The sequence below is a fragment of the Streptomyces sp. NPDC021622 genome (assembly GCF_040640795.1).
Classification (GTDB): Bacteria; Actinomycetota; Actinomycetes; order Streptomycetales; family Streptomycetaceae; genus Streptomyces.
This window is the reverse complement of sequence record NZ_JBFACK010000005.1, coordinates 68,096-89,346: the sequence shown is the minus strand read 5'-3', so window position 1 is coordinate 89,346 and position 21,251 is coordinate 68,096. Positions and strand designations below refer to the sequence as shown.

Sequence of the window (21,251 nt, the reverse complement as noted above, 5' to 3'; positions counted from 1 at the left end):
AGGCAGACGTAAACAGCGTGTAAGCCAGGCGTGATAAGCGGTAGGGGAGTCGGAACAGTGGCAGGGAAGCTCGCCGTCATCGGAGCCGGACTCATGGGGTCCGGTATCGCACAGGTCTCCGCACAGGCGGGCTGGGACGTCGTCCTGCGCGACGTCACCGACGAGGCCCTGACCCGTGGCACCGAGGGGATCAAGGCGTCGTACGACAAGTTCGTGAGCAAGGGCAAGCTGGCCGCCGAGGACGCCGAGGCGGCGCTCGGGCGCATCACGACGAGCACCGACATGGATGCGGTCGCGGACGCGGACATCGTCGTCGAGGCCGTCTTCGAGAAGCTCGAGGTCAAGCACGAGATCTTCCGTACGCTCGACAAGATCGTGCGCGAGGACGCGGTGCTCGCCTCCAACACCTCCGCCATCCCGATCACGAAGATCGCGGCCGTGACGGAGCGTCCGGAGCGGGTCGTCGGCGCGCACTTCTTCTCGCCGGTACCGATGATGCAGCTCTGCGAACTCGTCCGCGGCTACAAGACCAGCGACGAGACCCTCGCCCGCACCCGGGAGTTCGCCGAGTCCGTCGGCAAGACCTGCATCGTCGTGAACCGCGACGTGGCCGGCTTTGTGACGACCCGTCTGATCTCCGCGCTCGTCGTCGAGGCCGCCAAGCTCTACGAGTCGGGTGTCGCCACCGCCGAGGACATCGACATCGCCTGCAAGCTCGGCTTCGGGCACGCCATGGGACCGCTCGCGACCGCCGATCTGACGGGCGTCGACATCCTGCTGCACGCCACCAGCAACATCTACACGGAGTCCCAGGACGAGAAGTTCGCACCGCCCGAGCTGATGCGCCGGATGGTTGACGCCGGTGACATCGGACGCAAGAGCGGGCAGGGGTTCTACAAGCACTGACGCCACCTCCTCCCTTGCGGGGTCACCCCTCGGAGTGAATTCGGTATCGGTTCGCTTACAGACGGCAACTTCCTTGTCCATGCGGCAGTCAGTTGCAGTGACATACGCAGACGCCTTACGGAACAGACGTCACAGGAAACTCGGCACTCTCGGGGAGCGCATATGCACATCAGGGGCGACCAGGCCCAGCTGGTCGTCGGGGGACGCCTCGACGTACGCAGCGCGGCGGACGCCCGTACGGTCCTGCACTCGGCCGTCGACGACGGAGCCGGCGACCTGGTGCTCGACCTGTCCGAACTCGACTCGTGGGACGCCACGGGACTCGGCGTGATCATGGGCGCGCACCGGCGCGCCGGACGGTGCGGACGCCGGCTCGTGCTGCGTGATGTACCGCCCCAGATGCAGCGTTTGCTGGTGGCCACCCGGCTGCACCGGATCCTCGCGATCGAGGGTGGCATCGGGGTGGAATCGCTTCCCCGTGTGTGATCGCCGGGGATCCCCGGCGATCCGGTAAGAAACGCATCTCGCGCACAATCCTCACGAGACTGTGACGTCTCGGACGGGGCGGTACCCCGCCCGTTCGTAGATACTGAGCGAAGGTCTAGGGTTCGGTCGCCACCGATGTGAGAACCCGAGCGGGGGCACCGGACCAGAAGCGACAGCGCAGTGTGCACAAGGCCGGAGGGGGCTGTGTACACCACGCATCTGGGGGGCTTTGACCATGGACCCGATGAACCGGGGACCGGAAGAGTATGGCCAAGACGGCATGAACGACGACGATTCGGCGCGCCGATCGCGACCACCCCGCGATCCTCTGACACCCGACTTCGGGCAGCCCGCACCCGCGCTAGCCCGCACCGTCCAGCTCATCTCGGGCGATTTCCTGCTCACGGTGAACCCGGTCGACGGCAGCGAGATAGAGCCCTGCCCGCCGGGCGAGCGGCCCGCGCGCCCCGTCAAGCGCTCCGCCGCCGAGCGGGCCGAGCTGCGCCGCGCCGCGGTGCCGCCCCTACCGCCGGGTCCGGCGCTGCCCCGGATGCCGCTCCTCGAGCGCCAGGAGGAGCGCGAGCGGCTCGTACGCCTGCTCGCGCGCGGGCGCTCGGTCCGGCTCACCGGTCCCGCGGGCTCGGGGCGCACGGCGCTCCTGAACGCCGTCGCGGAGGACTGCGCCGACCTCGCACCGGACGGCGTCGTCCGCCTCTCCGGCTACCACAAGAGCCCCGGAGACCTGCTCCAGGACCTCTTCGGGGCCGTCTACAACGCACCGCTGCACCGCCCCGACCGCACCCTGCTGCTCGAACTCGTCCACGAGATCGGCGCGGTCGTCGTCCTGGACGACCTGGAGTTCGGCGGCTCGGGCCTTGAGGAGCTGCTCGACGCGACGCCCGAGTGTGCCTTCCTGATATCCGCGACGCCCGACGTCGCGGCACCCTCCGCCGGCTCGCACCTCGAAGAGGTCTTCCTCGGCGGCCTCGGCCGCAGCGGCGGCGTCGAGCTCCTCGAGCGTGGCGTCGGCCGCGTCCTGACGGACGACGAGGCGGCCTGGGCGGGCGACCTGTGGTTCGAGTCCGAGGGCCTGCCGCTGCGCTTCGTGCAGGCCGGCGCCCTGCTGCGCCAGCGCGACCAGCTGCGCGCCGACCCCAACGCCTTCGACGAGTACGGCTACTACGCCGAGGGCCCGGTCGACGCGCCCTTCGACGCCGAGGGCCACGACGTCCCGCTGCCCTCGCTCGCCGACGGAGCCGCGCCCGCGGCCCTGCTCGCCTCCCGGCTGAGCCCGTCCGCCCGCACCACCCTGCGGTTCGCCGTCGCGCTCGGCGGCGACCTGCCGCATCAGGCGCATCTGCCGGCCCTGGTGGGGGACACCCACGCGGACGCGGCCCTCGCCGAGCTGGTCTCCACCGCGCTCGTCACACCGGTCGGCGCGCACTACCGCCTCGCCGCAGGCGTGCGCACCCAGCTGGAGACTTCCGGGTACGCCGACGACATGGCCGAGCGCGCCCAGAGCGCCGCCCAGCACTACGCCTGGTGGGCCGGGCACCCCTCGGTCAGCCCCGAGCGGGTCGCGGCCGAGGCGGACGCCGTGCTCGCCGCGCTCGGCGTCCTGGTCACCGGGCGGCCGGGGCAGACCTCAGGCGCCGTGGGAGGCGAGCAGAGCGCCGCAGTGCTGCTCGCCCGCACCGTCGCGCCCGCCTTCGCCGGCGGGCTCAACTGGGGCGCGTGGGAGCGTGCCCTGCGGTCGGGACAGGAGGCCGCACGCACCGCCGGTGAGGTCGCCGAGGAGGCGTACTTCCACCACGAGCTCGGCATCCTCGCGCTCTGCGGCGGCCACCTCGACCGGGCCCGCGCCGAGCTTGAGGCCTCCATCGGCCTGCGCGGCGCCCTCGCCGACAAGCGCGGCATGATCGCGGGCCGCAGGGCCCTCGCGCTGGTCGCCGACCGCTCCGGCGGCGCGCTGCCCGGCGGGCGCACGGCCGCGGGCGAGGAAGTGCCCGACGCGCGCTACGAGGAGTCGGCGTCGCCCCCGGGCGGCGTCCCTGCGGCGTTCTCGCTGCCTGGGCCGCCCCCGGAGCCCGAGACGTTGGTGACCCGCAAGGCCACGCCCGCCGTGGGCTCCGGCGCGGCGCCGACCCGCCGCTCCATCGTGAGCGGCACCCGGCGCAACCTGGTGGCGGCGGGCGCGGGAGCCCTCCTTGCCGCCGTGCTCGGCACCGTGGTGACGCTGGGCGCGACGTCCGGGAACGACGATCCGCCGCCGGACAAGGTCAAGACGGAGCAGTCGGCGAGCGAGGACCGCGACGACGACGGCCTGACGGCCGACAAGCCGGCGAAGGACTCCACGAGCCGTCCGGAGGACACCGACCAGGGTGTGCCCGGCACGTCGGACGAGGGGCAGCCGAGCGACAGCGGTGAGCCGTCGGACGAGCCGAGCGACAGTGGCAAGCCGTCGGAGGACCCGACGACGAAGCCGCCGACGACGACCAAGCCGCCCACGACGAAGCCGCCCACGTCGACCAAGCCGCCCACGACGAAGCCTCCGACATCGACCAAGCCGCCCACGACGAAGCCTCCGACGACGCCGCCGCCGACGACCACGGACCCGACCCCGGATCCGCCGTCGTCCCCGGACACCTCGGACTCGGCGAGCGGCCCTGCGAGCAGCCCGGCCACGAGCAGTGAGTCGGTGATCTGACGTCAAGGGACGTAAAGGGGGGCCGGGTCCACCAGGACCCGGCCCCCTTTTTTTCGTACGTACGGAGAACTGCGTACGTACGGAGAACTAGAAGAGCCGCAGCTTGTCGTCCTCGATGCCGCGCATCGCGTCATAGTCGAGGACCGCGCAGCCGATGCCCCGGTCCGTGGCGAGCACGCGCGCCTGGGGCTTGATCTCCTGGGCGGCGAAGATGCCCTTGACCGGTGCGAGGTGCGGGTCGCGGTTGAGGAGCTCCAGATAGCGGGTGAGCTGCTCGACGCCGTCGATCTCACCGCGCCGCTTGATCTCGACGGCGACGGTCTGTCCGTCGGCGTCACGGCAGAGGATGTCCACCGGGCCGATCGCCGTCATGTACTCGCGGCGGATCAGGGAGTAGCCGTCGCCGAGGGTCTCGATCCGGTCGGCGAGCAGCTCCTGAAGGTGTGCTTCTACGCCGTCCTTGATGAGGCCGGGATCGACGCCGAGTTCGTGCGAGGAGTCGTGCAGGATCTCCTCCATCGTGATGATGAGCTTCTCGCCCGCCTTGTTCACGACGGTCCAGACGCCGGCGTCGTCCCCCGAACCCTCCTTCAACGTGCAGGGCGGGGACATCCAGTTGAGGGGTTTGTAGGCCCGGTCGTCAGCGTGGATCGAGACACTGCCGTCCGCCTTCACAAGGATCAGGCGGGGGGCCGACGGGAGATGGGCGGTGAGCCTGCCCGCGTAATCCACGGAGCATCGGGCAATGACGAGACGCATGGGGCGCAACGCTACTCGACACCAGGTGGTGCGCGCGATTTCGCCGTCGATGGGGCTGTTCGATCCTGGCCGGTTATGTGCCCAATCTCCTGGTGCGGTGCCGATCCGGTGCTTACCGTATAAGCAGGAGGTCGTCATGCGTGCACTCTGCGTATGCGGACTTCTTCCCTGTCCGTAAGCCCCCGCTCCCCGGGGGTGCGAGAGGAGAACCCATGTCGCTCGACGTCTCACCGGCACTGTTGGAACAGGCCGAGCGAGGCGAGGTCGACGAAGCGGAATTCGTCGACTGCGTCCGGACCTCCCTGCCCTACGCATGGGAGATGATCAGCTCCCTGGTGGCCCAGCTGAAGGTTGACGGCGGAGAGTTCGCCGACAACCAGACGCCGCCGCCCGACGAGCAGGCGCGTGGCCAGCTGCTGCGCGCACTCGCGAGCGACGCGATCCGCGGTGCGCTGCAACGGCACTTCGGCGTGCGCCTGGCATTCCAGAACTGCCACCGCGTGGCGGTGTTCCCCCTGGATGCTTCCGTGGACGACCGGTTGGCCCGATTCACCTCGATCCGAGGTCAGTTGCTCAATCAGTCCCCCGAACTGCGGGACTGCTGACGCCTGTTGCTGCCGCTCCGTACGCGGGAGGTGTTCTAGTACCGGAGCGGCAGCTCCCCGCCCGGCGGCTCAGCCCAGCTGGGGCAGCACCTCGGCGCCCAGCCTGCGGACGTTCTCCTCCGTCGTGGACAGATCTCCCGAGCCCTCGACGAGCAGCGCGAAGCGTGTGATGCCCGTCCGCTCCGAGGTCGCCGCGATCCGGTCGGCGCACACCTGGGGGGTGCCCACCGGGTGGATGCCGCAGAGCAGTTCGGTGTACGCGAGCGGGTCCCGCATCGCCCGCGCCCTGCCGTCGACCGTGACATGGGCGTCCAGCCCCTGCTTCAGCCAGCCCGGCATCGCCTTCTGCAGCGTCTCCGCCGCTTCCAGGCGCCGGTCCGCGATCTGCGCGACCCCGGCGGAGACGTGCGCGGCGCGGTGGATCTCCTCCGGCGTGCGCCCCGAGGCGCGCGCGTGCCTGCGCCACAACGCCACCATTTCGGCCTTCTCCTCGTCGCCGACATGCATGCCGAGCAGCATCGGCAGACCGCGCTCCGCGGCGAGCCGCACGCTCGACGGCGAGGTGCAGGCGACGATCACCTCCGGGCCGCCCACCGCCTCCGGGGTGTCGGCGCCCGAGGCGTCCGCGGCGTCCGAGCCGGGCAGGGCCTCCTGCGGGCGGGGCACCACGGCGACCTCGCGGAAGGCGAAGCGGCCCGACTCGCTCGCGACCCGGGGCTCGGTCAGCCACCGCAGCAGCAGATCGAGGGATTCCGGGAAGCCCTTCTCGTACGCGTCGAGACCGGAGCCGAAGACCTCCAGGTCCACCCATGGCCCGCCGCGCCCCACGCCCAGCGAGAAGCGCCCGCCGGACGTCACGTGCAGCAGTGCCGCCTGCTCGCCGAGCGCGACGGGATGAGCGGTCGGAAGGACGCTCACGGCGGTGCCGACGCGGATGCGTCGCGTACGCCCGAGAAGGAGCGCGGCGAGGGTCACAGCGGACGGACACGTGCCGTACGGCACGAAGTGGTGCTCGGCGAGCCAGACCTCGTCCAGACCCGCCTCCTCGGCCACCTCGGCGGACCGCACCGCACGGTGCAGCGCCTCCCCCTGCCCCTGTCCGGGGAACTGGGCGGCCAGAACAAAACTACCTACACGCATCGCACTCCTGCCTCCTTGGCGCCGACGCAGGCACTCCCCCTACGGGCAACAACGCGTGACACGTGCCAAAGGCACGGCCTGGCATGAAGATTGACGGATTTTCTGCGCAATGCAGGGGGGATCTGTGGGGATTGGTGCAGGACGCCTACCCATGAGCGCGGCGCGTAGGCTGGACACACCCCTGAACCCCGTACATCCAGTGAGGTGTCCTGTGTCCCCGCGTCGCAACCGCCCCAAGGGCGCCGGAGCCGGAGAAGACAGTCCGCGTGCGGACGCGGGGCCGTCGGGCCGTTACGGCGGCTTCCAGCGGGCCGAGAGCTGGCAGGACGAGCAGTGGAGCGTGCGCCATGTCGCGGGCGCCAGCGCGGCGGGCAAGACCTACCGCTGCCCGGGCTGCGACCAGGAGATCCCGTCCGGCATGGCGCATGTGGTGGCCTGGCCCGAGCACTCGGGCGTGGACGAGCGCAGGCACTGGCACAAGGCCTGCTGGAACGCGAAGGACCGCCGCACCTCGCGGGTGCAGCGGTCCCGTAACGCGCCTCGGTACTGAGGGTCAGACGTCGCGCTTCTCCAGAAGCGCGAACGCGCCGACGATCGCGGCCAGCGTCACGACGATCAGCAGCACCAGCTGTGAGTTGCCGTTGCCCGAGCCGGTGTCGAGCTGGAAGATCTTGGCGAGCGAGTTGGGCGCGTTGTAGTCCATCATCTTCTCGCCCACGCTGCGGGTGCTCTCCGAGATCAGCAGGAACGCGGGCAGGATCGCGGGCACCAGGACCAGGCCCAGCATCGCGGTGATCGCGCCCGCCGAGTGGCGCAGCATCGAGCCGACCGCGAGGGCCAGGACGCCCAGGAGCGAGACGTAGAGGCCGCCCTTGAGGACCGTGCCGCCCCACGCCACGTCGCCCGCCTCGGCGCCGCCGCTGTGCATCCCCGACGTCATGGCGCCCACCAGGAAGATGGACGCCGCCGAGACGACGAAGGCGATCACGAAGAAGACCACGATCTTCGCGGCGAGGACGCGGTAGCGCTGCGGCGACGCCGTGAACGTCGTACGGATCATGCCCGTGCCGTACTCGGACGAGGTCACCAGGACGCCGAGCGTGATCAGGCAGATCTGGCCGAGGACCAGACCGAAGAACGCCGGGATGGTGAACGGCACGTCCATGTAGTCACGGGGTTCCGTCTGCGCGGCGACGAGCAGGCCGATGCCGATGACCAGGAGGAGGAAGACGCCGAGCGTCCACATCGTCGAGCGGACCGACTTGATCTTCGTCCACTCGGAGGCCAGGGCGTTGCCGATGTGGGTCTTCTTGACCGGGATCGGCGAGGTGTAGGCGTTGCTCATCGCCTGCTGCCAGGCGGAGGGCGGCGCGGGCGCGGCGGGCGGGGGAGCCATCGGGGCGCCCATGGGCGCGCCCTGCACGGGGGCGCCGGCCTGTGCGTACGCCTGCTGGGGCTGCTGGGCTTGCGGGGCCTGCTGGGGCTGCGCCTGCGGCTGCTGCTGCGGAGTCGGAGGCGTGGTCATCGGGAGTCCTCGCTGTCGCGCTTGGTCATGTCGGGGACGGGGGAAGATGCGGGTGCCTGCGGGGCGGCGGCATACGGGTTCGGCGTCCCGGACGCGTCCTGCGGCTGCTGCATCGCGAAGGGCTGACCGCCCTGCTGGGGCGGCGGCGGTGCGTACCACCCGGGCTGGCCCTGGCCGGGCACGGGCATCTGGCCCTGCGGCGGCATGCCACCGGGCATCGCGCCCTGCTGCACGGGCTGCTGCAGGCCCGCCCGCTGGTCGACCGTGGAGCGGTAGTCGACGGCGCCCTGCGTCATCCGCATGTACGCCTCTTCCAGCGAGGCCTGGTGCGGGGAGAGCTCCCACACGCGGACGTCCGCGCCGTGCGCGAGGTCGCTGATGCGGGGCAGCGGAAGCCCGGTGACCCGGAGCGCGCCGTCCTGCTCGGGCAGGACCTGGCCGCCGGCCTCGGTCAGCGCGGCCGTCAGCTTCTCGCGCTGCTGCGGCTCGCTGTCCGGCGTACGCACCCGGGCGAAGTCGGCGGAGTTGTGCGAGATGAAGTCCTTGACGCTCATGTCCGCGAGCAGCTGCCCGCGGCCGATCACGATCAAGTGCTCGGCGGTCAGCGCCATCTCGCTCATCAGGTGCGAGGAGACGAAGACCGTACGCCCCTCGGCCGCGAGCGACTTCATCAGGTTCCTGACCCAGAGGATGCCCTCGGGGTCGAGGCCGTTGACCGGCTCGTCGAAGAGCAGCACCTGCGGGTCGCCCAGGAGGGCGGCCGCGATGCCCAGGCGCTGGCCCATGCCGAGCGAGAAGCCCTTGGAGCGCTTCTTCGCCACGTCCTGGAGGCCCACGACGCCGAGCACCTCGTCGACCCGGCGGGCCGGGATGCCGGAGAGCTGCGCCAGGCACAGGAGGTGGTTACGGGCGTGCCGGCCGCCGTGCACCGCCTTGGCGTCGAGCAGGGCGCCGACCTGGCGCGGGGCGTTGGGGAGCTTGCGGTACGGGTAGCCGCCGATCGTCACCTGGCCCGTGGTGGGTTGGTCGAGCCCGAGGATCATGCGCATCGTCGTCGACTTGCCGGAGCCGTTGGGGCCCAGGAAGCCGGTGACGGTGCCGGGTCGCACCTGAAAGGAAAGGTTGTACACGGCTGTCTTGGCGCCATAGCGCTTCGTCAGGCCGACTGCCTCGATCATTCTCCGCACCCATCGAATGGTTCAGGACGTCGGGGCACACGCCCCCGTAAGGGTTAGGAGGATATAGCCGAGCTGACGGTTCCAGCCAAGAGAGGGTAAAAGTGCGGGCATCACGGAAACCCCGGCTGTAGCAGCGCCCAGCCCGCCTCGGCGAAGGCCCGCCTGCCGTGATCGCGCAGCTCGCGGTCCGCGGCGGCCTTGTGCACCCAGTCGGCGGGAGAGGGCCCGAGCAGCCCGCGCAGGGCGGCCGAATCCCCGATGAGCGAGGCGAGCAGCGCCGCCTGGTCGCCGCCGCCGGGGCGTGGCAGGCCCGACCGCGGATCGGCGAGGACACCGTACGTACTGACGTAGAGATACGCGCCGTCGAGCCGCTCACCGGACGGCAGCGTCATCGCGAAGTCGCCGCCCGGAAGGAGCGCCCGCCGGTAGTTGGGCAGCTCCGTGTCGTCGACCGCGCGGAACTGGTCCTGATCCAGCCAACTCACGACGAGGGAGGTTTCGACCGCCGGGTCCAGGTAAGGGGCGGCCGCCACATACCCGGCACGCCCGATGTGCGCCGAGCAGCCCACCGCGATGCCGCGCACCCGCATCGGGACCATCGGCACGGCGGAGGTGATGCCGCGCCGGGCCAGTTTGTACGCGACCTGCGCGGGCGAGGCGTTCGATCCCACGGCGATGACGGGGTGCCTGCGGCCGGTGGGCGCCTCGCCCCGCCCGCTCAGCGTCTCGTCGAGCGTCAGCCCCGCCACGGGCCACTGGCCGAGCGGCAGCGGACGTACACCGAGGGGAAGCAGCTCGTCGCCGGCCAGAAGGGCGGGCCAGGGGACCGGACGCCCCGGATACGTCAGCGGCAGCAGGGCGGGCACCTCGTCGAGGCCGAGCGCCGTGAGGCTAGGCATCCCGCTTCTTCAGCAGTGCGTAGCCGCCGATCAGGGCGACCACGACCCACGCCACCATGATCGCGAGCCCGCCCCACGGACCGTACGGGGTGTCGTCGTCCAGCGGCGTCTTCACCTGCATGATTCTGCTTCCGGCCTGGTCGGGGAGGTAGCGGCCGACCTTCTTCGTGGCCGATACGTTGCCCAGGATGCTGGAGATCAGGAAGAAGAACGGCATCAGGATGCCGAGCGAGAGCATCGGGCTGCGCAGCATCGTGGCGACGCCCATCGAGAACATCGCGATGAGCGCCATGTAGAGCCCGCCGCCGATGACCGCGCGCAGCACACCGTCGTCGCCGATCTCGGCCCTGTGCTCACCGAGCATCGCCTGCCCCACGAAGAACGCGATGAAGCTCGTCACGATGCCGACCACAAGCGAGAGCAGGGTGGCGACCGCGACCTTGCTGAACATGAAGGTGCCGCGCTGCGGGACCGCGGAGAGCGAGGTGCGGATCATGCCGGTGCTGTACTCGTTCGAGACGACGAGCACACCGAAGACGATCATCGCGAGCTGGCCGAGGCTCATCCCGGCGAAGCTGGTGAAGGTCGGGTCGAAGACCCTGCGGTCCTGGGCGTTGAGGCTGTCGTAGTCGTTCTTCGCCAGGATGCTGATCAGCAGGCCGAGCCCGACCGTGACGACCACGGCGAGCCCCAGCGTCCACACGGTCGACGCGACCGAGCGGATCTTGGTCCACTCCGACTTCAGGACTTGCGTCGCGGCCATCGCTCAGGACCCCTTCTTCTGCGCCCAGCTGTCGCCCCAGCCTTCGGCCTGCTGTGGGGGCGGCGGTGCGACGGGCCCTTCGTGGTCGGCGTGCGCGTGGTACTCCACCGACTCCGCGGTCAGCTGCATGAACGCCTCTTCCAGCGAGGCCTGTTGAGGGCTCAGTTCATGGAGGACGAGCTGATGCCGGGCGGCGAGTTCGCCGAGCTTCTCCGGGGGCATGCCGTCGATCTCCAGGGAGCCGTTGCCCGTCTCGACGGCGGTGATGCCCTCCTGGTGCAGCACGTCGAGGAGCTGTTCGCGCTGCGGGGAGCGCAGTCGGACGTACGAGCGTGAGTTCTGCTGGATGAAGTCCGACATGGAGGTGTCGGCGAGGAGCCGGCCCTGGCCGATGACGACGAGATGGTCGGCGGTCAGCGCCATTTCACTCATCAGGTGCGAGGAGACGAAGACCGTACGGCCCTGTGAGGCGAGGGACTTCATCAGATTCCGGATCCAGTGGATGCCCTCGGGGTCGAGGCCGTTGACCGGCTCGTCGAACATCAGGATCTCGGGGTCGCCGAGCAGCGCGCCCGCGATGCCAAGGCGCTGGCCCATACCGAGCGAGAAGCCCTTGGCCTTCTTCCTGGCGACCTGGGTCAGGCCGACGGTGTCCAGGACCTCGTGGACGCGGGCGCGCGGGATGCCGTTGCTCTGCGCGAGGCAGAGAAGGTGATTGAAGGCGCTGCGCCCGCCGTGCATGGCCTTGGCGTCGAGGAGGGCGCCGATGTACTTCAGCGGGTCCTTCAGCTGCGCGTACCGCCTGCCGTCGATACGGACGTTCCCCGCCGAGGGATTGTCGAGCCCGAGCATCATCCGCATGGTCGTGGACTTGCCCGCGCCGTTGGGGCCGAGAAAGCCGGTGACGATGCCCGGGTGCACGGTGAAGGTCAGATGGTTGACGGCAACCTTCTCGCCGAACCGCTTGGTCAGCCCCTCGAGCTCGATCATGCGCCAACGCTAAAACGGGCTAGAGCCCCCTGCCACTTGGACAGGGGGCTCTATGCGCGCCTCGGGGGGAGCGCCCCCTTAGGGGCGCGGGGAACTGCGCGACAAGCCAGAGCGGACCCGCAGTGTCCCCACGACGCTATCGGGTCTGCTGAGCAGGCACCCCACGGCTGATGGGCTCATCCTCGGCAGGCGTACCCGCCGCGGCGACGGCCGCACCCGTGAGGGTGGCCAGCATCTCCCGCACATTGGTGAGCTGAGCGTTGATCGAATCGCGACGATTCGTCAGCGCCGCAAGCTCCCGCTCGGATTCCGAGCGGATCCGGTCAGCCTTGGCGTTCGCATCGGCGACGATGTCCTCGGCCTGACGCTGAGCGGTTTCAACGGTCTGACGCGCGCGACGCTCCGCGTCGGTCCGCAGCTTCTCCGCCTCAAGACGGAGCTGCTCGGCCCGGTGCTCGATCTCCGCGAGCCGCTTCTCGGCCTTGGCCTGACGCGAGGCCAGGTCCCGCTCCGACTGCTCGCGGCGCTTGGCGAGGTTCGTCTCGAAGTCGGCGGCGGCCTGGGCGGCCTTCGCGCGGGTCTCCTCGAAGAGGGCGTCCGCCTCCTCGCGCTTGGACTGCGCGTCCTTCTGCGCCTCGGTGCGCAGCGCACCCGCCTCGCCCTTGGCCTTCTCGACGATCCGGACGCCCTCGTCCTCCGCCTTGGCCTTGCGCTCGGCGGCGAACGACTCGGCGTCGTTGCGCACCTGCTGGGCCGCCGACTCGGCGAGCTCGCGGTGCTGCTCAGCCGCGCGACGGGCCTCCTCGCGCAGGTCCTTCGCCTCCTCCTCGGCGAGGCGGAGGATCTTCTCGACGCGGGCACCGAGACCGGCGTACGACGGCTCGGCGTCGGCTACCTGGGCCTGGGCGTTCTGCGTCTCGAGGTGCAGTTCCTCGATGCGCTTTTCCAGAGCAGTGATACGTGCGAGAGCGCTGTCACGGTCGGAGACGAGCTTGGAGATACGTTCGTCCACCTGAGCGCGGTCGTACCCACGCCGCACAAGCTCGAAGCCGTAGGGGGAAGTGTCGCTCATGGGGTTCCTGTCGAATGAGACCGGTGAGGTGATAGAGGGAATCCTAGGGGTCCAAGCGGCGTGTCATCGAGCAGATGCCCGTTTGATCTGGAGAATGACACCCCTTTTGAGTGGCTAACCGCCAGAGCACTTGCCAGGGACAGTGCCGAAGGTCCTTTCAAAGCACGGCAGAAGCTCCTTGGCTAGCCCTCAGACGTCTTGCCACCCGATCGAGTTGACCCCGCCGCCGCACCGGCCTTGACGCCCCCCGCGCCGGAGCCGCCGTTCGACGGCTGTTTCGCGCCGGCCGCAGGGGCCTCAAAAGATTCCAACGCCTCGAGCACGTCCTGGACACGGGAAATCTCGGCGTTGATGTCCTCGCGCCGCCGGACAAGCACTTCGAGCTCGCGCTTGCCCTCGGAGACCATCCGCTCGGCCTCGGCCTCCGCCTCCGCCTTGACCCGCTCGGCGTCGCGCACCAGCCCGGCCACCTTCGTCTCGGCCTCCTTGAGCAGACCCTCGGCCTTCTTCACGGCGGAGATACGCACCTTGGCGGCCTCGGAACTCGCGTCCGACACCAGCTCCTTGGCCTTCGCCTCGGCCTCCGCACGCTGCTCCTCGGCAGCCTTCACAAGGGCGTCGCAGCGCTCGCCAGCGGACTTCATCGCCTCGGCGGACTCGCGGCGCGCACGCTCGTGCAGCTCCTCGATCTCGGCGGTCAGACGGTCGCGCTGCTCCTCGGAGCGCTCCCTTATGGCGGTCGCGTCGCGGCGGGCGCCGACGAGCAGTTCGTCCGCGTCCGTACGGGCCTTCTCCACCAGGGAGTTGCCCTCCACCGTCGCCTCGGAGACAAGGCGGTCGGCCTCCGTGCGGGCCGCGCCGACCATCGTGTCGGCCTGCGCCTCCGCGTCCGTGGTCGCCTTGAGCGCCTTCTCCTGGGCGTCGGACGTCAGCTTCTCGGCCTCGGCCGCCGCCTCCGTGATGAGCGTGTCGACCTGCTCGGCGGCCTCCGAGCGGCGCTTGTTGGCCGCCTGACGCGCCTCGTCCAGGGTGCGCTCCGCCTCCTCCCGCGCCTGCGAGGTGAGCCGCTCGGCCTCGGCCGCGGCCTCCGCCTTGACGCGCTCGGACTCGGACCGGATGCGCTCGGCGTGCTGCTGGGCCGAGCCCACCGTCTCGGCGGCGTCCGCACGAAGCCGCTCGGCGTCGCCCGTGGCGTCCGAGATGAGCTTCTCGGCCTTCGCCACGGACTCCGTGCGCTGCCGGTCGGCCTCGGCGGTCGTCTCCGTCTGCAGCCGCTCGGCCTCGCTGCGCGCCTCGCCGATCAGCTGGTCGGCCTGGCTCGCGGCGTCGCTGCGGATGCGGTTGGCGTCCTCGCGGGCATCGGCACGCGTGCGTGAGGCGTCCTGCTCGGCCGAGGCGATCGCGTCCGACGCTTCCGTACGCGACCGCTGGGCGTGCTCGGTGGCGTCCGAACGCAGCCGCTCGGCCTCCGCGATCGCGTCCGAAACCGTGCGCTCCGCAAGGGACTTGGCGGCCTCGGCCTCCTCGTTCGCCTCGCGCCGGGTGCGGTTGGCGTCCTCCGTGGCGCGCTCACGCTCGGCGTAGGCGTCCGCGCGGACGCGGTCGGCCTCCTCCTGCGCCTCGGTCTTCGTACGCTCAGCCGCGTGCTCGGCGGCGCTGCGCAGGCCCGCGACCTCGTCCTGCGCGCTCTCGTGCAGGCCGGCCACGGAGTCCCGTACGGACTGGGCGGTCTGCTCGGCGCTGGACACCATTTCGGTCGCCCTGCGGTCGGCCTCCTCGACCAGGCGGACGGCCTCGGCCTGGGCCTCCTCGACGCGCTTGCGGGCGGAGGCGAGCAGCTCCTCGCTCTGCTCGCGGGCCCGCTCGCGCTCCTGGTCGGCCTCGCCGCGCGCGGAGCTGAGGGTCTCCTCGGCCTCGCGGTGGCGCCGCGCGGCCTCCTCCTGGGCGGCGGAGAGCGCCTCCGCGGCCTCGGTGGAGATGCGCTCGGCGGCGGTGGCGGCCTCCGCGCGGACCCGGTCCGCGGACTCCTGGGCCTCCGACTTGAGCCGCTCCGCCTCGGCGGCGGCCTCCGAACGCAGCCGTACGGCGACGCTCTCGCCCTCGGCGCGCGCCTGCGAGGCGTCCGAAGCGGCCTCGGTGCGCAGCCGCTCGGCCTCGGTCTCGGCCTGCGCCTGCAGGGTGCGGATCCGCTCGGCGGCCTCCGTGCGGAGCCGGTCCGTCTCGTCGGCGGCCTCCTTGCGGATGCGCTCGGCCTCCGCGCGGGCGTCGGTCAGCGCCTGCTCGGCGGCGGCCAGGCGCTCTTCGGCCTCCGTGTGAAGGCGCGTCAGCTCGTCGGCGGCCTCGGACTTCCGTGCCGCTATCGCCCGCTCGGTCTCGTCGTGCAGCGCCCGAGCGGCCTCCTCGGCCTCGGACTTCGTGGCCTCGGCCTGCTCGGCGGCCTCCTCGCGGTGCCGCTCGGCCTCCGCGCGGGTGCGCTCGAGCGTCTCCTCGGCCTGCTTGCGCAGGGTCGTGGCGCGCTCGATGGCCTCGGTGCGGACCCGCTCGCTCTCGGCGGTCGCGGCCGTCTTCAGCTCGTCCGCGTCGGCCTTCGCCTTGGCGAGCAGCTCCTCGGCGGACTTGGCCGCCTCCTCGATCTTCTGGACGGCCTCGCGCCGGGCCTCGCCCCGGATCCGCTCGCCCTCGGTGACCGCGTCGGCCCGCAGCTGCTCGGCCTCGCCGCGCAGCCTGCGCGCCTCTTCCTGCAGCTCGACCGTCTTGGCGCGGTACTCCTTGGTGTCGTCCTTCGCCGTGCCCTTGAGCTGCTCGGCGATGTCGTGCGCCTCGCCGCGAAGACGGTCCGCCTCGGCCTCGGCCTCCGAGCGGATCCGCTCGGCCTCCTCGGTGGCGGCCTTCGTCGTCTCCTTGGCGTCCTTCGAAGCCTTGTCGAGTACGTCCTCCGCTGTACGGGCCGCCTTGGCGAGCTGGCCCGCGGTCTCCTCGGCGGTGATCGTGCGCGCCTTCTCGGCGGCGTCCTTGATCAGCTTCTCGGCCTCGGCGCGGGCGTCGGCGACGACCTGCTCGGCCTCGGCCTTCGTGGCCTCGGCTTCCTTGGTGGCCTCGCCGACCAAGCGGGCGACCTGCTCCTTGGCCGTACGCGTGCGCTGTTCGTTGGCGCCCTCGGCGGCCGACAGCTGCTTGGCCGCGGCTTCCTTCGCCTCGGCGACGAGCTTCTCCGCCTCCGTGCGCGCCTCGCGCAGCGCCGTCTCGGCCTCCGCCATCCGCTGCTCGGCGGCCCGGCTCGCCTCGGCGGCCTGGCGGCGCGCCTGCTCGGACTCGGTGGCCGTGGTCGAGCGCAGGCTCTCCGCGTGGTCGGTGGCCTCCTGGGCCTGCGTCGACGCGGCGTTCAGGAGACGCTCGGCGTCCGTGCGGGCCCGGCGCAGGATCGACTCGGCCTCCGCGCGGGCGGACTCGGCGTCGCTCGACATGCGCTGGCGTGCCTCTTCGGCGACGCGCTCGGCCTCGGCGCGGGCGGCGGCGAGCGACTGCTCGGCCTCGGCGCGGGACTCGTCGAGCAGACGGCGTGCCTGCTGCTCCGTACGCGCGCGCAGCTGCTCGGCCCACGCCACGTTCTCGTTGACGTGCGACTCGACGGTCTGGCGGCGCTCCGACAGCTCCTGGTCGAGCTGCTGACGGCGCGACACCGCCTCGGAGTGCAGCTCCGACTGGAGCCGGGCCTGCTGCTCGGCGTGCTCCTGGAGGATGCGCTGGGTCTGCGCCCTGGCGTCCCGCAGCTCGCGCTCGGCGTCCTGGCGCAGCTGATCGGCCTGGATCTGGGCGTTACGGAGCAACTGCTCGGCCTGGTAGCCGATGTCCGCGCCGTCGTAGGCAGGGCGGGACGCGAGGTTGCGGCGCGCCTCGTGCAGCTTGGCGCGCAACACCTCGACCTGGTAGCCGAGGTCCTCGGCGTGCTGAACAGCCTTCTCTCGTTCGGTCTTCAGCCGGTCCATCTCGGCCTCGAACCGCGAAAGATGGTCCGTCTCAGCCCGCGAGCTCTCTTGGCGTTCGTAGCCCCGCACTGCGCGGTCCCATCCGTCCCCTGGTCGCAAGTCTCTGAAGTACGAGCCCTGTCCATCCGCCGAACGGGGCCCCCGGGGGAATGGTGTCAGATCAACAGCGGAGCATGGGCTGCTGCCCCGACGCTCGTCCCCCGAAACCCGGACCCCGGCACGCGGCCGCCCAGCGTACGGACGACCGGCCGCCCAGATTTCGGACGGCCGACCCCAACCCTACCGGCCCAAGTATGCGGAGGTCAGTGCTCCGGTGACTCCTGAGCTGCCGAGGTGACGAGTTCGGTCAGCACGCCGTGGCAGTCCTTGGGGTGCAGGAAGGTGATGCGCGACCCCATCGACCCGATCCGGGGCTCCTGATAGAGGACCCGTACGCCCTTGTCCTTGATGGCCGCGGCGTCGCCGTCCACGTCGGCGGTGCCGAAGGCGATGTGGTGCACGCCCTCGCCGTTCTTGGCCAGCCACTTGCCCACGGCGGAGTCGTCGCGGGTGGGTTCGAGGAGTTGCAGGTAGGAAGCCCCGCCGTCACTCGTCTCATTGATCTTGAGCATGGCCTCGCGTACGCCCTGCTCTTCGTTGACTTCGGTGTGGAACACCGTGAAGCCGTAAGTCTCCCGGTAGAACTCGACGGTCTTGTCGAGGTCGAAACAGGCGATCCCGATGTGATCGATTCGCGTCAGCATGGTTTAAGTGCAGCCCTTCCGGCGGCGATTACGCAACGTGCGCGCGATCACACCCAACGCCCGATGACGCACGGCGTACCGCTCAGTACATTCAAGTAAACCCTCATTAACCTCTCCTCCCAAGGGGCCGTTCACATGTCTGGAACGACCGGTACCACCTCAGTGATCGTCGCGGGCGCGCGCACGCCCATGGGCCGCCTGCTCGGCTCCCTGAAGTCCTTCTCCGGCGCCGACCTGGGCGGCTTCGCCATCGAGGCCGCGCTCCACCGGGCCGGCATCAGCGGTGACCAGGTGCAGTACGTGATCATGGGCCAGGTGCTCCAGGCCGGGGCAGGGCAGATCCCGGCGCGCCAGGCCGCCGTCAAGGCGGGCATCCCCATGAACGTCCCCGCACTCACCGTCAACAAGGTGTGTCTCTCCGGGCTCGACGCGATCGCGCTCGCCGACCAGCTGATCCGCGCCGGCGAGTTCGACATCGTCGTCGCCGGCGGCCAGGAGTCGATGACCAACGCGCCGCACCTGCTCCCCAAGTCCCGCGAGGGCTACAAGTACGGCGCGATCGAGATGCTCGACTCGATGGCGTTCGACGGTCTGACCGACTCCTTCGAGAACGTCGCCATGGGCGAGTCCACGGAGAAGCACAACACCCGCCTTGGCATCGCACGCCCCGAGCAGGACGCGATCGCCGCCGCCTCCCACCAGCGCGCCGCGGCCGCCCAGAAGAACGGCATCTTCGAGGCCGAGATCACCCCGGTCGAGATCCCGCAGCGCAAGGGCGACCCGGTCCTCTTCGCCAAGGACGAGGGCATCCGCGCCGAGACGACCACCGAGTCCCTGGGCAAGCTGCGCCCCGCCTTCGCCAAGGACGGCACGATCACCGCGGGCACGTCCTCGCAGATCTCCGACGGCGCGGCCGCGGTCGTGGTCATGTCCAAGGCCAAGGCCGAGGAGCTCGGCCTTGACTGGATCGCCGAGATCGGGGCGCACGGCAACGTGGCCGGCCCGGACAACTCGCTCCAGTCGCAGCCGTCCAACGCCATCCAGCACGCCCTGAAGAAGGAGGGCCTGGCGGTCGAGGACCTGGACCTGATCGAGATCAACGAGGCCTTCGCCGCGGTCGCGGTGCAGTCAATGAAGGACCTCGGGGTGTCCTCGGAAAAGGTGAACGTCAACGGCGGGGCCATTGCGCTGGGTCATCCGATCGGGATGTCCGGCGCGCGGGTCGTGCTGCACCTCGCCCTGGAGCTGAAGCGGCGCGGCGGCGGCGTGGGTGCGGCCGCGCTGTGTGGTGGCGGCGGTCAGGGCGACGCGCTGATCGTGAAGGTGGCCAAGGCCTGACGCGTTTGCGCGTGCACACCTTCCCTACGTCTTGGAACGGAGCTGTCTGACATGCAGGACGTCCCCTCCCTGGTGGCGCAGGCCCGCGAGGGCAGGCCGCGTGCCGTGGCCCGGCTGATCTCACTGGTCGAGGGGGCGTCACCGCAGCTCCGTGAGGTCATGGCGGCGCTGGCTCCGCTGGCGGGCCATGCGTACGTGGTGGGCCTCACCGGTTCGCCGGGTGTCGGCAAGTCGACTTCGACGTCGGCGCTGGTGTCGGCGTACCGGCGGGCGGGGAAGCGGGTCGGCGTCCTGGCCGTCGACCCTTCCTCCCCCTTCTCCGGGGGCGCCCTGCTCGGCGACCGGGTCCGCATGTCGGAGCACGCGTCCGACCCCGGCGTCTACATCCGCTCGATGGCGACGCGGGGCCACCTCGGCGGCCTCGCGTGGTCGGCGCCGCAGGCGATCCGCGTCCTGGACGCGGCGGGCTGCGACGTGATCCTGGTCGAGACGGTGGGCGTCGGCCAGTCCGAGGTGGAGATCGCCTCGCAGGCGGACACGTCGGTGGTGCTGCTCGCACCCGGCATGGGCGACGGAATCCAGGCGGCGAAGGCCGGAATCCTGGAGATCGGCGATGTGTACGTCGTGAACAAGGCGGACCGCGACGGCGCGGACGCGACGGCGCGCGAGCTGAACCACATGCTGGGCCTCGGGGAGTCCCGCGGCGCGGGGGACTGGCGCCCGCCCATCGTGAAGTCGGTGGCCGCGCGGGGCGAGGGGATCGACGAGGTCGTCGAGGCCCTGGAGAAGCACCGGGCGTGGATGGAGGAACGGGGGGTCCTCGCGGAGCGCCGGGCGGCGCGGGCCGCCCGTGAGGTGGAGACCATCGCGGTGACGGCCCTGCGGGAGCGGATCGCGGATCTGCACGGCGACCGGCGTCTCTCGGCGCTGGCGGAGCGGATTGTCGCGGGCGAGCTGGATCCCTATGCGGCGGCGGACGAGCTGGTCGCGGGGCTGACCTCGGGCTGAGGGTGCCGGCGTGGGCGCCCGGCTGGGCTTGGGCTGATCCCGCGGTGCCGGCAACGCAGGCTGGGGCTGCCCCTGAGCCGGGCGGGTGCCGGGGGTTTTCCCGCTCCGCGGTCGGTCTCCCACCCACCCACCCGTTGCCCTGCGGGGTGATCGGGTGGGTGGGTGGGAAAGATCCGCCGCGGAGCGGCGGCCTGGGCTCCGGCGCGAAGGCGCAGGAACGGGCCCGTCCTCCGCGACGCAAACGGGGCCCGCCCTCCGCGACGCAAACGGGGCCAGCCCTCCGCGACGCAAACGGGGCCCGCCCTCCGGGGGAGAGAGCGCGGGCCCCGTGGTTCAAGCGGCAGGTGTGACGTCAGTCGTCCTGGCCGTCGTGGTCGTCGTGCGCCGAGTCGTCGCTGTCGTCGTGGTCGGCGCTGTCACCGCGGTCAGCGGTCACCGCGGCCGACCGCAGGTCCACCTGCCAGTCCGACTCAACCCCGCCGGAGGCGACCGTCTCCGCGTCCCAGGCGGTAGCCGTCCCGTCGTCATCCAGGTCCACGGACGTCACCGTGCCCTTGGCCGCCGCGGCCTTCGCCGCGTCCTCGGCCGTGGTGGAGGCGTCCTTCAGGACGGCGGCCACCCGCTCGGCGTCGCCGTCCTCGTCCCGCTCGGTGTGCGAGCCGAGCACCTTGCCGGTGCCGGGGTCGACCTGGACGCTGTGCCAGCTGCCGTCCTTGCCGAGCACGTCGACGTCCCAGTACAGGCTGCCGCCGTCCTCGTCGTCCAGCTCGGCGGAGACCGCCGTACCGGACTGCTTCGCGAGCGCCGCCTTGATCGCGTCGGCGGCGGTCACCTTCGCGGCCTTCGTCTCCGCCTTGTTCTCCGCGGCGTCGTCCTGCCGGTCGTCGTCCTTGACCTGGACACTGGACTGCTTGGCGGCGGTCGACTCGTCGTCGCCGGTGACGGCCATGGCTGTCGCAGTGCCGCCTCCGATCAGGGCCACGGCGGCGACGGTGGCGATGACGATGTTGCGCTTCATGAGGGTTCCTCCCGAGTCGGTCCGACCGCTCTGCGGCCGTTCGCTTTCGACGAGGAACAATCTGGCTGAGTGATGCTGAAGCCAGCCTGAAGGTGCCTGAAGAACTCTTCAGGTTGGCTCTGCGACCC

18 protein-coding genes are annotated in these 21,251 nt (G+C 71.0%); 7 read left to right on the top strand and 11 right to left on the bottom strand.

Translation table 11 applies throughout. The features are described 5' to 3' along the window. The first annotated feature begins 57 nt into the window (after window positions 1-57). The 3 genes from AB0G47_RS11320 to AB0G47_RS11310 all read left to right on the top strand — a co-directional run bounded on the left by AB0G47_RS11320 (window position 58) and on the right by AB0G47_RS11310 (window position 4,099). Window positions 58-906 carry a 3-hydroxyacyl-CoA dehydrogenase family protein gene (locus AB0G47_RS11320; RefSeq protein WP_360767095.1) on the top strand — a complete coding sequence of 283 codons (849 nt, stop codon included), beginning with the start codon at window positions 58-60 and terminating at the stop codon, window positions 904-906. Window positions 907-1,068: 162 nt separating this feature from the next. Further along, window positions 1,069-1,392 (top strand): STAS domain-containing protein, encoded by a 324-nt coding sequence (locus AB0G47_RS11315; protein WP_016643271.1) that lies wholly within the window; start codon window positions 1,069-1,071, stop codon window positions 1,390-1,392. A 235-nt stretch (window positions 1,393-1,627) separates the two neighbouring features. Next, a complete protein-coding gene (locus AB0G47_RS11310) occupies window positions 1,628-4,099 on the top strand; it encodes an ATP-binding protein (RefSeq protein ID WP_360767091.1) in 2,472 nt (823 codons plus the stop codon). A gap of 87 nt (window positions 4,100-4,186) precedes the next feature. On the opposite strand, the gene nucS is transcribed toward AB0G47_RS11310, so the two are convergent. After that, complete coding sequence (gene nucS / locus AB0G47_RS11305) at window positions 4,187-4,858, bottom strand: endonuclease NucS (RefSeq protein ID WP_360767088.1); 672 nt, start codon at window positions 4,856-4,858, stop codon at window positions 4,187-4,189. Window positions 4,859-5,070: 212 nt separating this feature from the next. Here nucS and AB0G47_RS11300 point away from each other — a divergent pair, with 212 nt between their 5' ends. Beyond that, window positions 5,071-5,463, top strand: coding sequence for an SCO5389 family protein (locus tag AB0G47_RS11300; RefSeq protein ID WP_266870828.1), 393 nt, complete (start codon window positions 5,071-5,073; stop codon window positions 5,461-5,463). Window positions 5,464-5,532: 69 nt separating this feature from the next. Here the strand turns inward: AB0G47_RS11300 and AB0G47_RS11295 are convergent, their stop codons facing one another. After that, complete coding sequence (locus AB0G47_RS11295) at window positions 5,533-6,603, bottom strand: LLM class flavin-dependent oxidoreductase (RefSeq protein WP_360767085.1); 1,071 nt, start codon at window positions 6,601-6,603, stop codon at window positions 5,533-5,535. Window positions 6,604-6,814: 211 nt separating this feature from the next. On the opposite strand from AB0G47_RS11295, the gene AB0G47_RS11290 reads away from it, so the two are divergent. Further along, window positions 6,815-7,153: an ATP/GTP-binding protein gene (locus AB0G47_RS11290; protein ID WP_360767083.1), complete on the top strand. Its 339-nt coding sequence runs from the start codon at window positions 6,815-6,817 to the stop codon at window positions 7,151-7,153. Window positions 7,154-7,156: 3 nt separating this feature from the next. Here the strand turns inward: AB0G47_RS11290 and AB0G47_RS11285 are convergent, their stop codons facing one another. From AB0G47_RS11285 to mce, 8 genes are all read right to left on the bottom strand, one after another. Beyond that, window positions 7,157-7,948, bottom strand: coding sequence for an ABC transporter permease (locus tag AB0G47_RS11285; RefSeq protein WP_360767985.1), 792 nt, complete (start codon window positions 7,946-7,948; stop codon window positions 7,157-7,159). Window positions 7,949-8,124: 176 nt separating this feature from the next. Further along, window positions 8,125-9,306 (bottom strand): ABC transporter ATP-binding protein, encoded by a 1,182-nt coding sequence (locus AB0G47_RS11280; protein WP_360767080.1) that lies wholly within the window; start codon window positions 9,304-9,306, stop codon window positions 8,125-8,127. A 110-nt stretch (window positions 9,307-9,416) separates the two neighbouring features. Next, window positions 9,417-10,205, bottom strand: a complete 789-nt coding sequence (locus AB0G47_RS11275) for a hypothetical protein (protein ID WP_360767077.1) — start codon at window positions 10,203-10,205, stop codon at window positions 9,417-9,419. Then, a complete protein-coding gene (locus tag AB0G47_RS11270; RefSeq protein WP_360767074.1) occupies window positions 10,198-10,968 on the bottom strand; it encodes an ABC transporter permease subunit in 771 nt (256 codons plus the stop codon). The genes AB0G47_RS11275 and AB0G47_RS11270 overlap by 8 nt, the downstream gene beginning before the upstream one ends. A gap of 3 nt (window positions 10,969-10,971) precedes the next feature. Beyond that, on the bottom strand, window positions 10,972-11,958 hold the full coding sequence (locus AB0G47_RS11265; RefSeq protein WP_360767071.1) for an ATP-binding cassette domain-containing protein: 987 nt from the start codon (window positions 11,956-11,958) through the stop codon (window positions 10,972-10,974). 136 nt (window positions 11,959-12,094) lie between these two features. Continuing rightward, window positions 12,095-13,030: a cellulose-binding protein gene (locus AB0G47_RS11260; RefSeq protein ID WP_360767068.1), complete on the bottom strand. Its 936-nt coding sequence runs from the start codon at window positions 13,028-13,030 to the stop codon at window positions 12,095-12,097. A gap of 182 nt (window positions 13,031-13,212) precedes the next feature. Further along, complete coding sequence (gene scy / locus AB0G47_RS11255; protein ID WP_360767065.1) at window positions 13,213-17,085, bottom strand: polarized growth protein Scy; 3,873 nt, start codon at window positions 17,083-17,085, stop codon at window positions 13,213-13,215. 233 nt (window positions 17,086-17,318) lie between these two features. Continuing rightward, window positions 17,319-17,759 carry a methylmalonyl-CoA epimerase gene (gene mce, locus AB0G47_RS11250; protein ID WP_249587713.1) on the bottom strand — a complete coding sequence of 147 codons (441 nt, stop codon included), beginning with the start codon at window positions 17,757-17,759 and terminating at the stop codon, window positions 17,319-17,321. Between the two features lie 135 nt (window positions 17,760-17,894). On the opposite strand from mce, the gene AB0G47_RS11245 reads away from it, so the two are divergent. Next, a complete protein-coding gene (locus AB0G47_RS11245) occupies window positions 17,895-19,097 on the top strand; it encodes an acetyl-CoA C-acetyltransferase (RefSeq protein ID WP_360767061.1) in 1,203 nt (400 codons plus the stop codon). Between the two features lie 51 nt (window positions 19,098-19,148). Further along, window positions 19,149-20,105: a methylmalonyl Co-A mutase-associated GTPase MeaB gene (meaB, locus tag AB0G47_RS11240; RefSeq protein WP_360767058.1), complete on the top strand. Its 957-nt coding sequence runs from the start codon at window positions 19,149-19,151 to the stop codon at window positions 20,103-20,105. 352 nt (window positions 20,106-20,457) lie between these two features. Here meaB and AB0G47_RS11235 read toward each other — a convergent pair whose 3' ends face one another. Further along, entirely contained in the window at window positions 20,458-21,123 is a 666-nt protein-coding gene (locus AB0G47_RS11235) for a PepSY domain-containing protein (protein WP_360767055.1), read from the bottom strand. Window positions 21,124-21,251: the final 128 nt, after the last annotated feature.

Bases quoted from the DNA above. Each gene is read 5' to 3' on its own strand.
- AB0G47_RS11315 (WP_016643271.1), top strand. From the start codon at position 1,069: ATGCACATCAGGGGCGACCAGGCCCAGCTGGTCGTCGGGGGACGCCTC.
- AB0G47_RS11310 (WP_360767091.1), top strand. From the start codon at position 1,628: ATGGACCCGATGAACCGGGGACCGGAAGAGTATGGCCAAGACGGCATG.
- nucS (WP_360767088.1), bottom strand. From the start codon at position 4,858: ATGCGTCTCGTCATTGCCCGATGCTCCGTGGATTACGCGGGCAGGCTC.
- AB0G47_RS11300 (WP_266870828.1), top strand. From the start codon at position 5,071: ATGTCGCTCGACGTCTCACCGGCACTGTTGGAACAGGCCGAGCGAGGC.
- AB0G47_RS11295 (WP_360767085.1), bottom strand. From the start codon at position 6,603: ATGCGTGTAGGTAGTTTTGTTCTGGCCGCCCAGTTCCCCGGACAGGGG.
- AB0G47_RS11285 (WP_360767985.1), bottom strand. From the start codon at position 7,948: ATGAGCAACGCCTACACCTCGCCGATCCCGGTCAAGAAGACCCACATC.
- AB0G47_RS11280 (WP_360767080.1), bottom strand. From the start codon at position 9,306: ATGATCGAGGCAGTCGGCCTGACGAAGCGCTATGGCGCCAAGACAGCC.
- AB0G47_RS11275 (WP_360767077.1), bottom strand. From the start codon at position 10,205: ATGCCTAGCCTCACGGCGCTCGGCCTCGACGAGGTGCCCGCCCTGCTG.
- AB0G47_RS11270 (WP_360767074.1), bottom strand. From the start codon at position 10,968: ATGGCCGCGACGCAAGTCCTGAAGTCGGAGTGGACCAAGATCCGCTCG.
- AB0G47_RS11265 (WP_360767071.1), bottom strand. From the start codon at position 11,958: ATGATCGAGCTCGAGGGGCTGACCAAGCGGTTCGGCGAGAAGGTTGCC.
- AB0G47_RS11260 (WP_360767068.1), bottom strand. From the start codon at position 13,030: ATGAGCGACACTTCCCCCTACGGCTTCGAGCTTGTGCGGCGTGGGTAC.
- mce (WP_249587713.1), bottom strand. From the start codon at position 17,759: ATGCTGACGCGAATCGATCACATCGGGATCGCCTGTTTCGACCTCGAC.
- AB0G47_RS11245 (WP_360767061.1), top strand. From the start codon at position 17,895: ATGTCTGGAACGACCGGTACCACCTCAGTGATCGTCGCGGGCGCGCGC.
- meaB (WP_360767058.1), top strand. From the start codon at position 19,149: ATGCAGGACGTCCCCTCCCTGGTGGCGCAGGCCCGCGAGGGCAGGCCG.
- AB0G47_RS11235 (WP_360767055.1), bottom strand. From the start codon at position 21,123: ATGAAGCGCAACATCGTCATCGCCACCGTCGCCGCCGTGGCCCTGATC.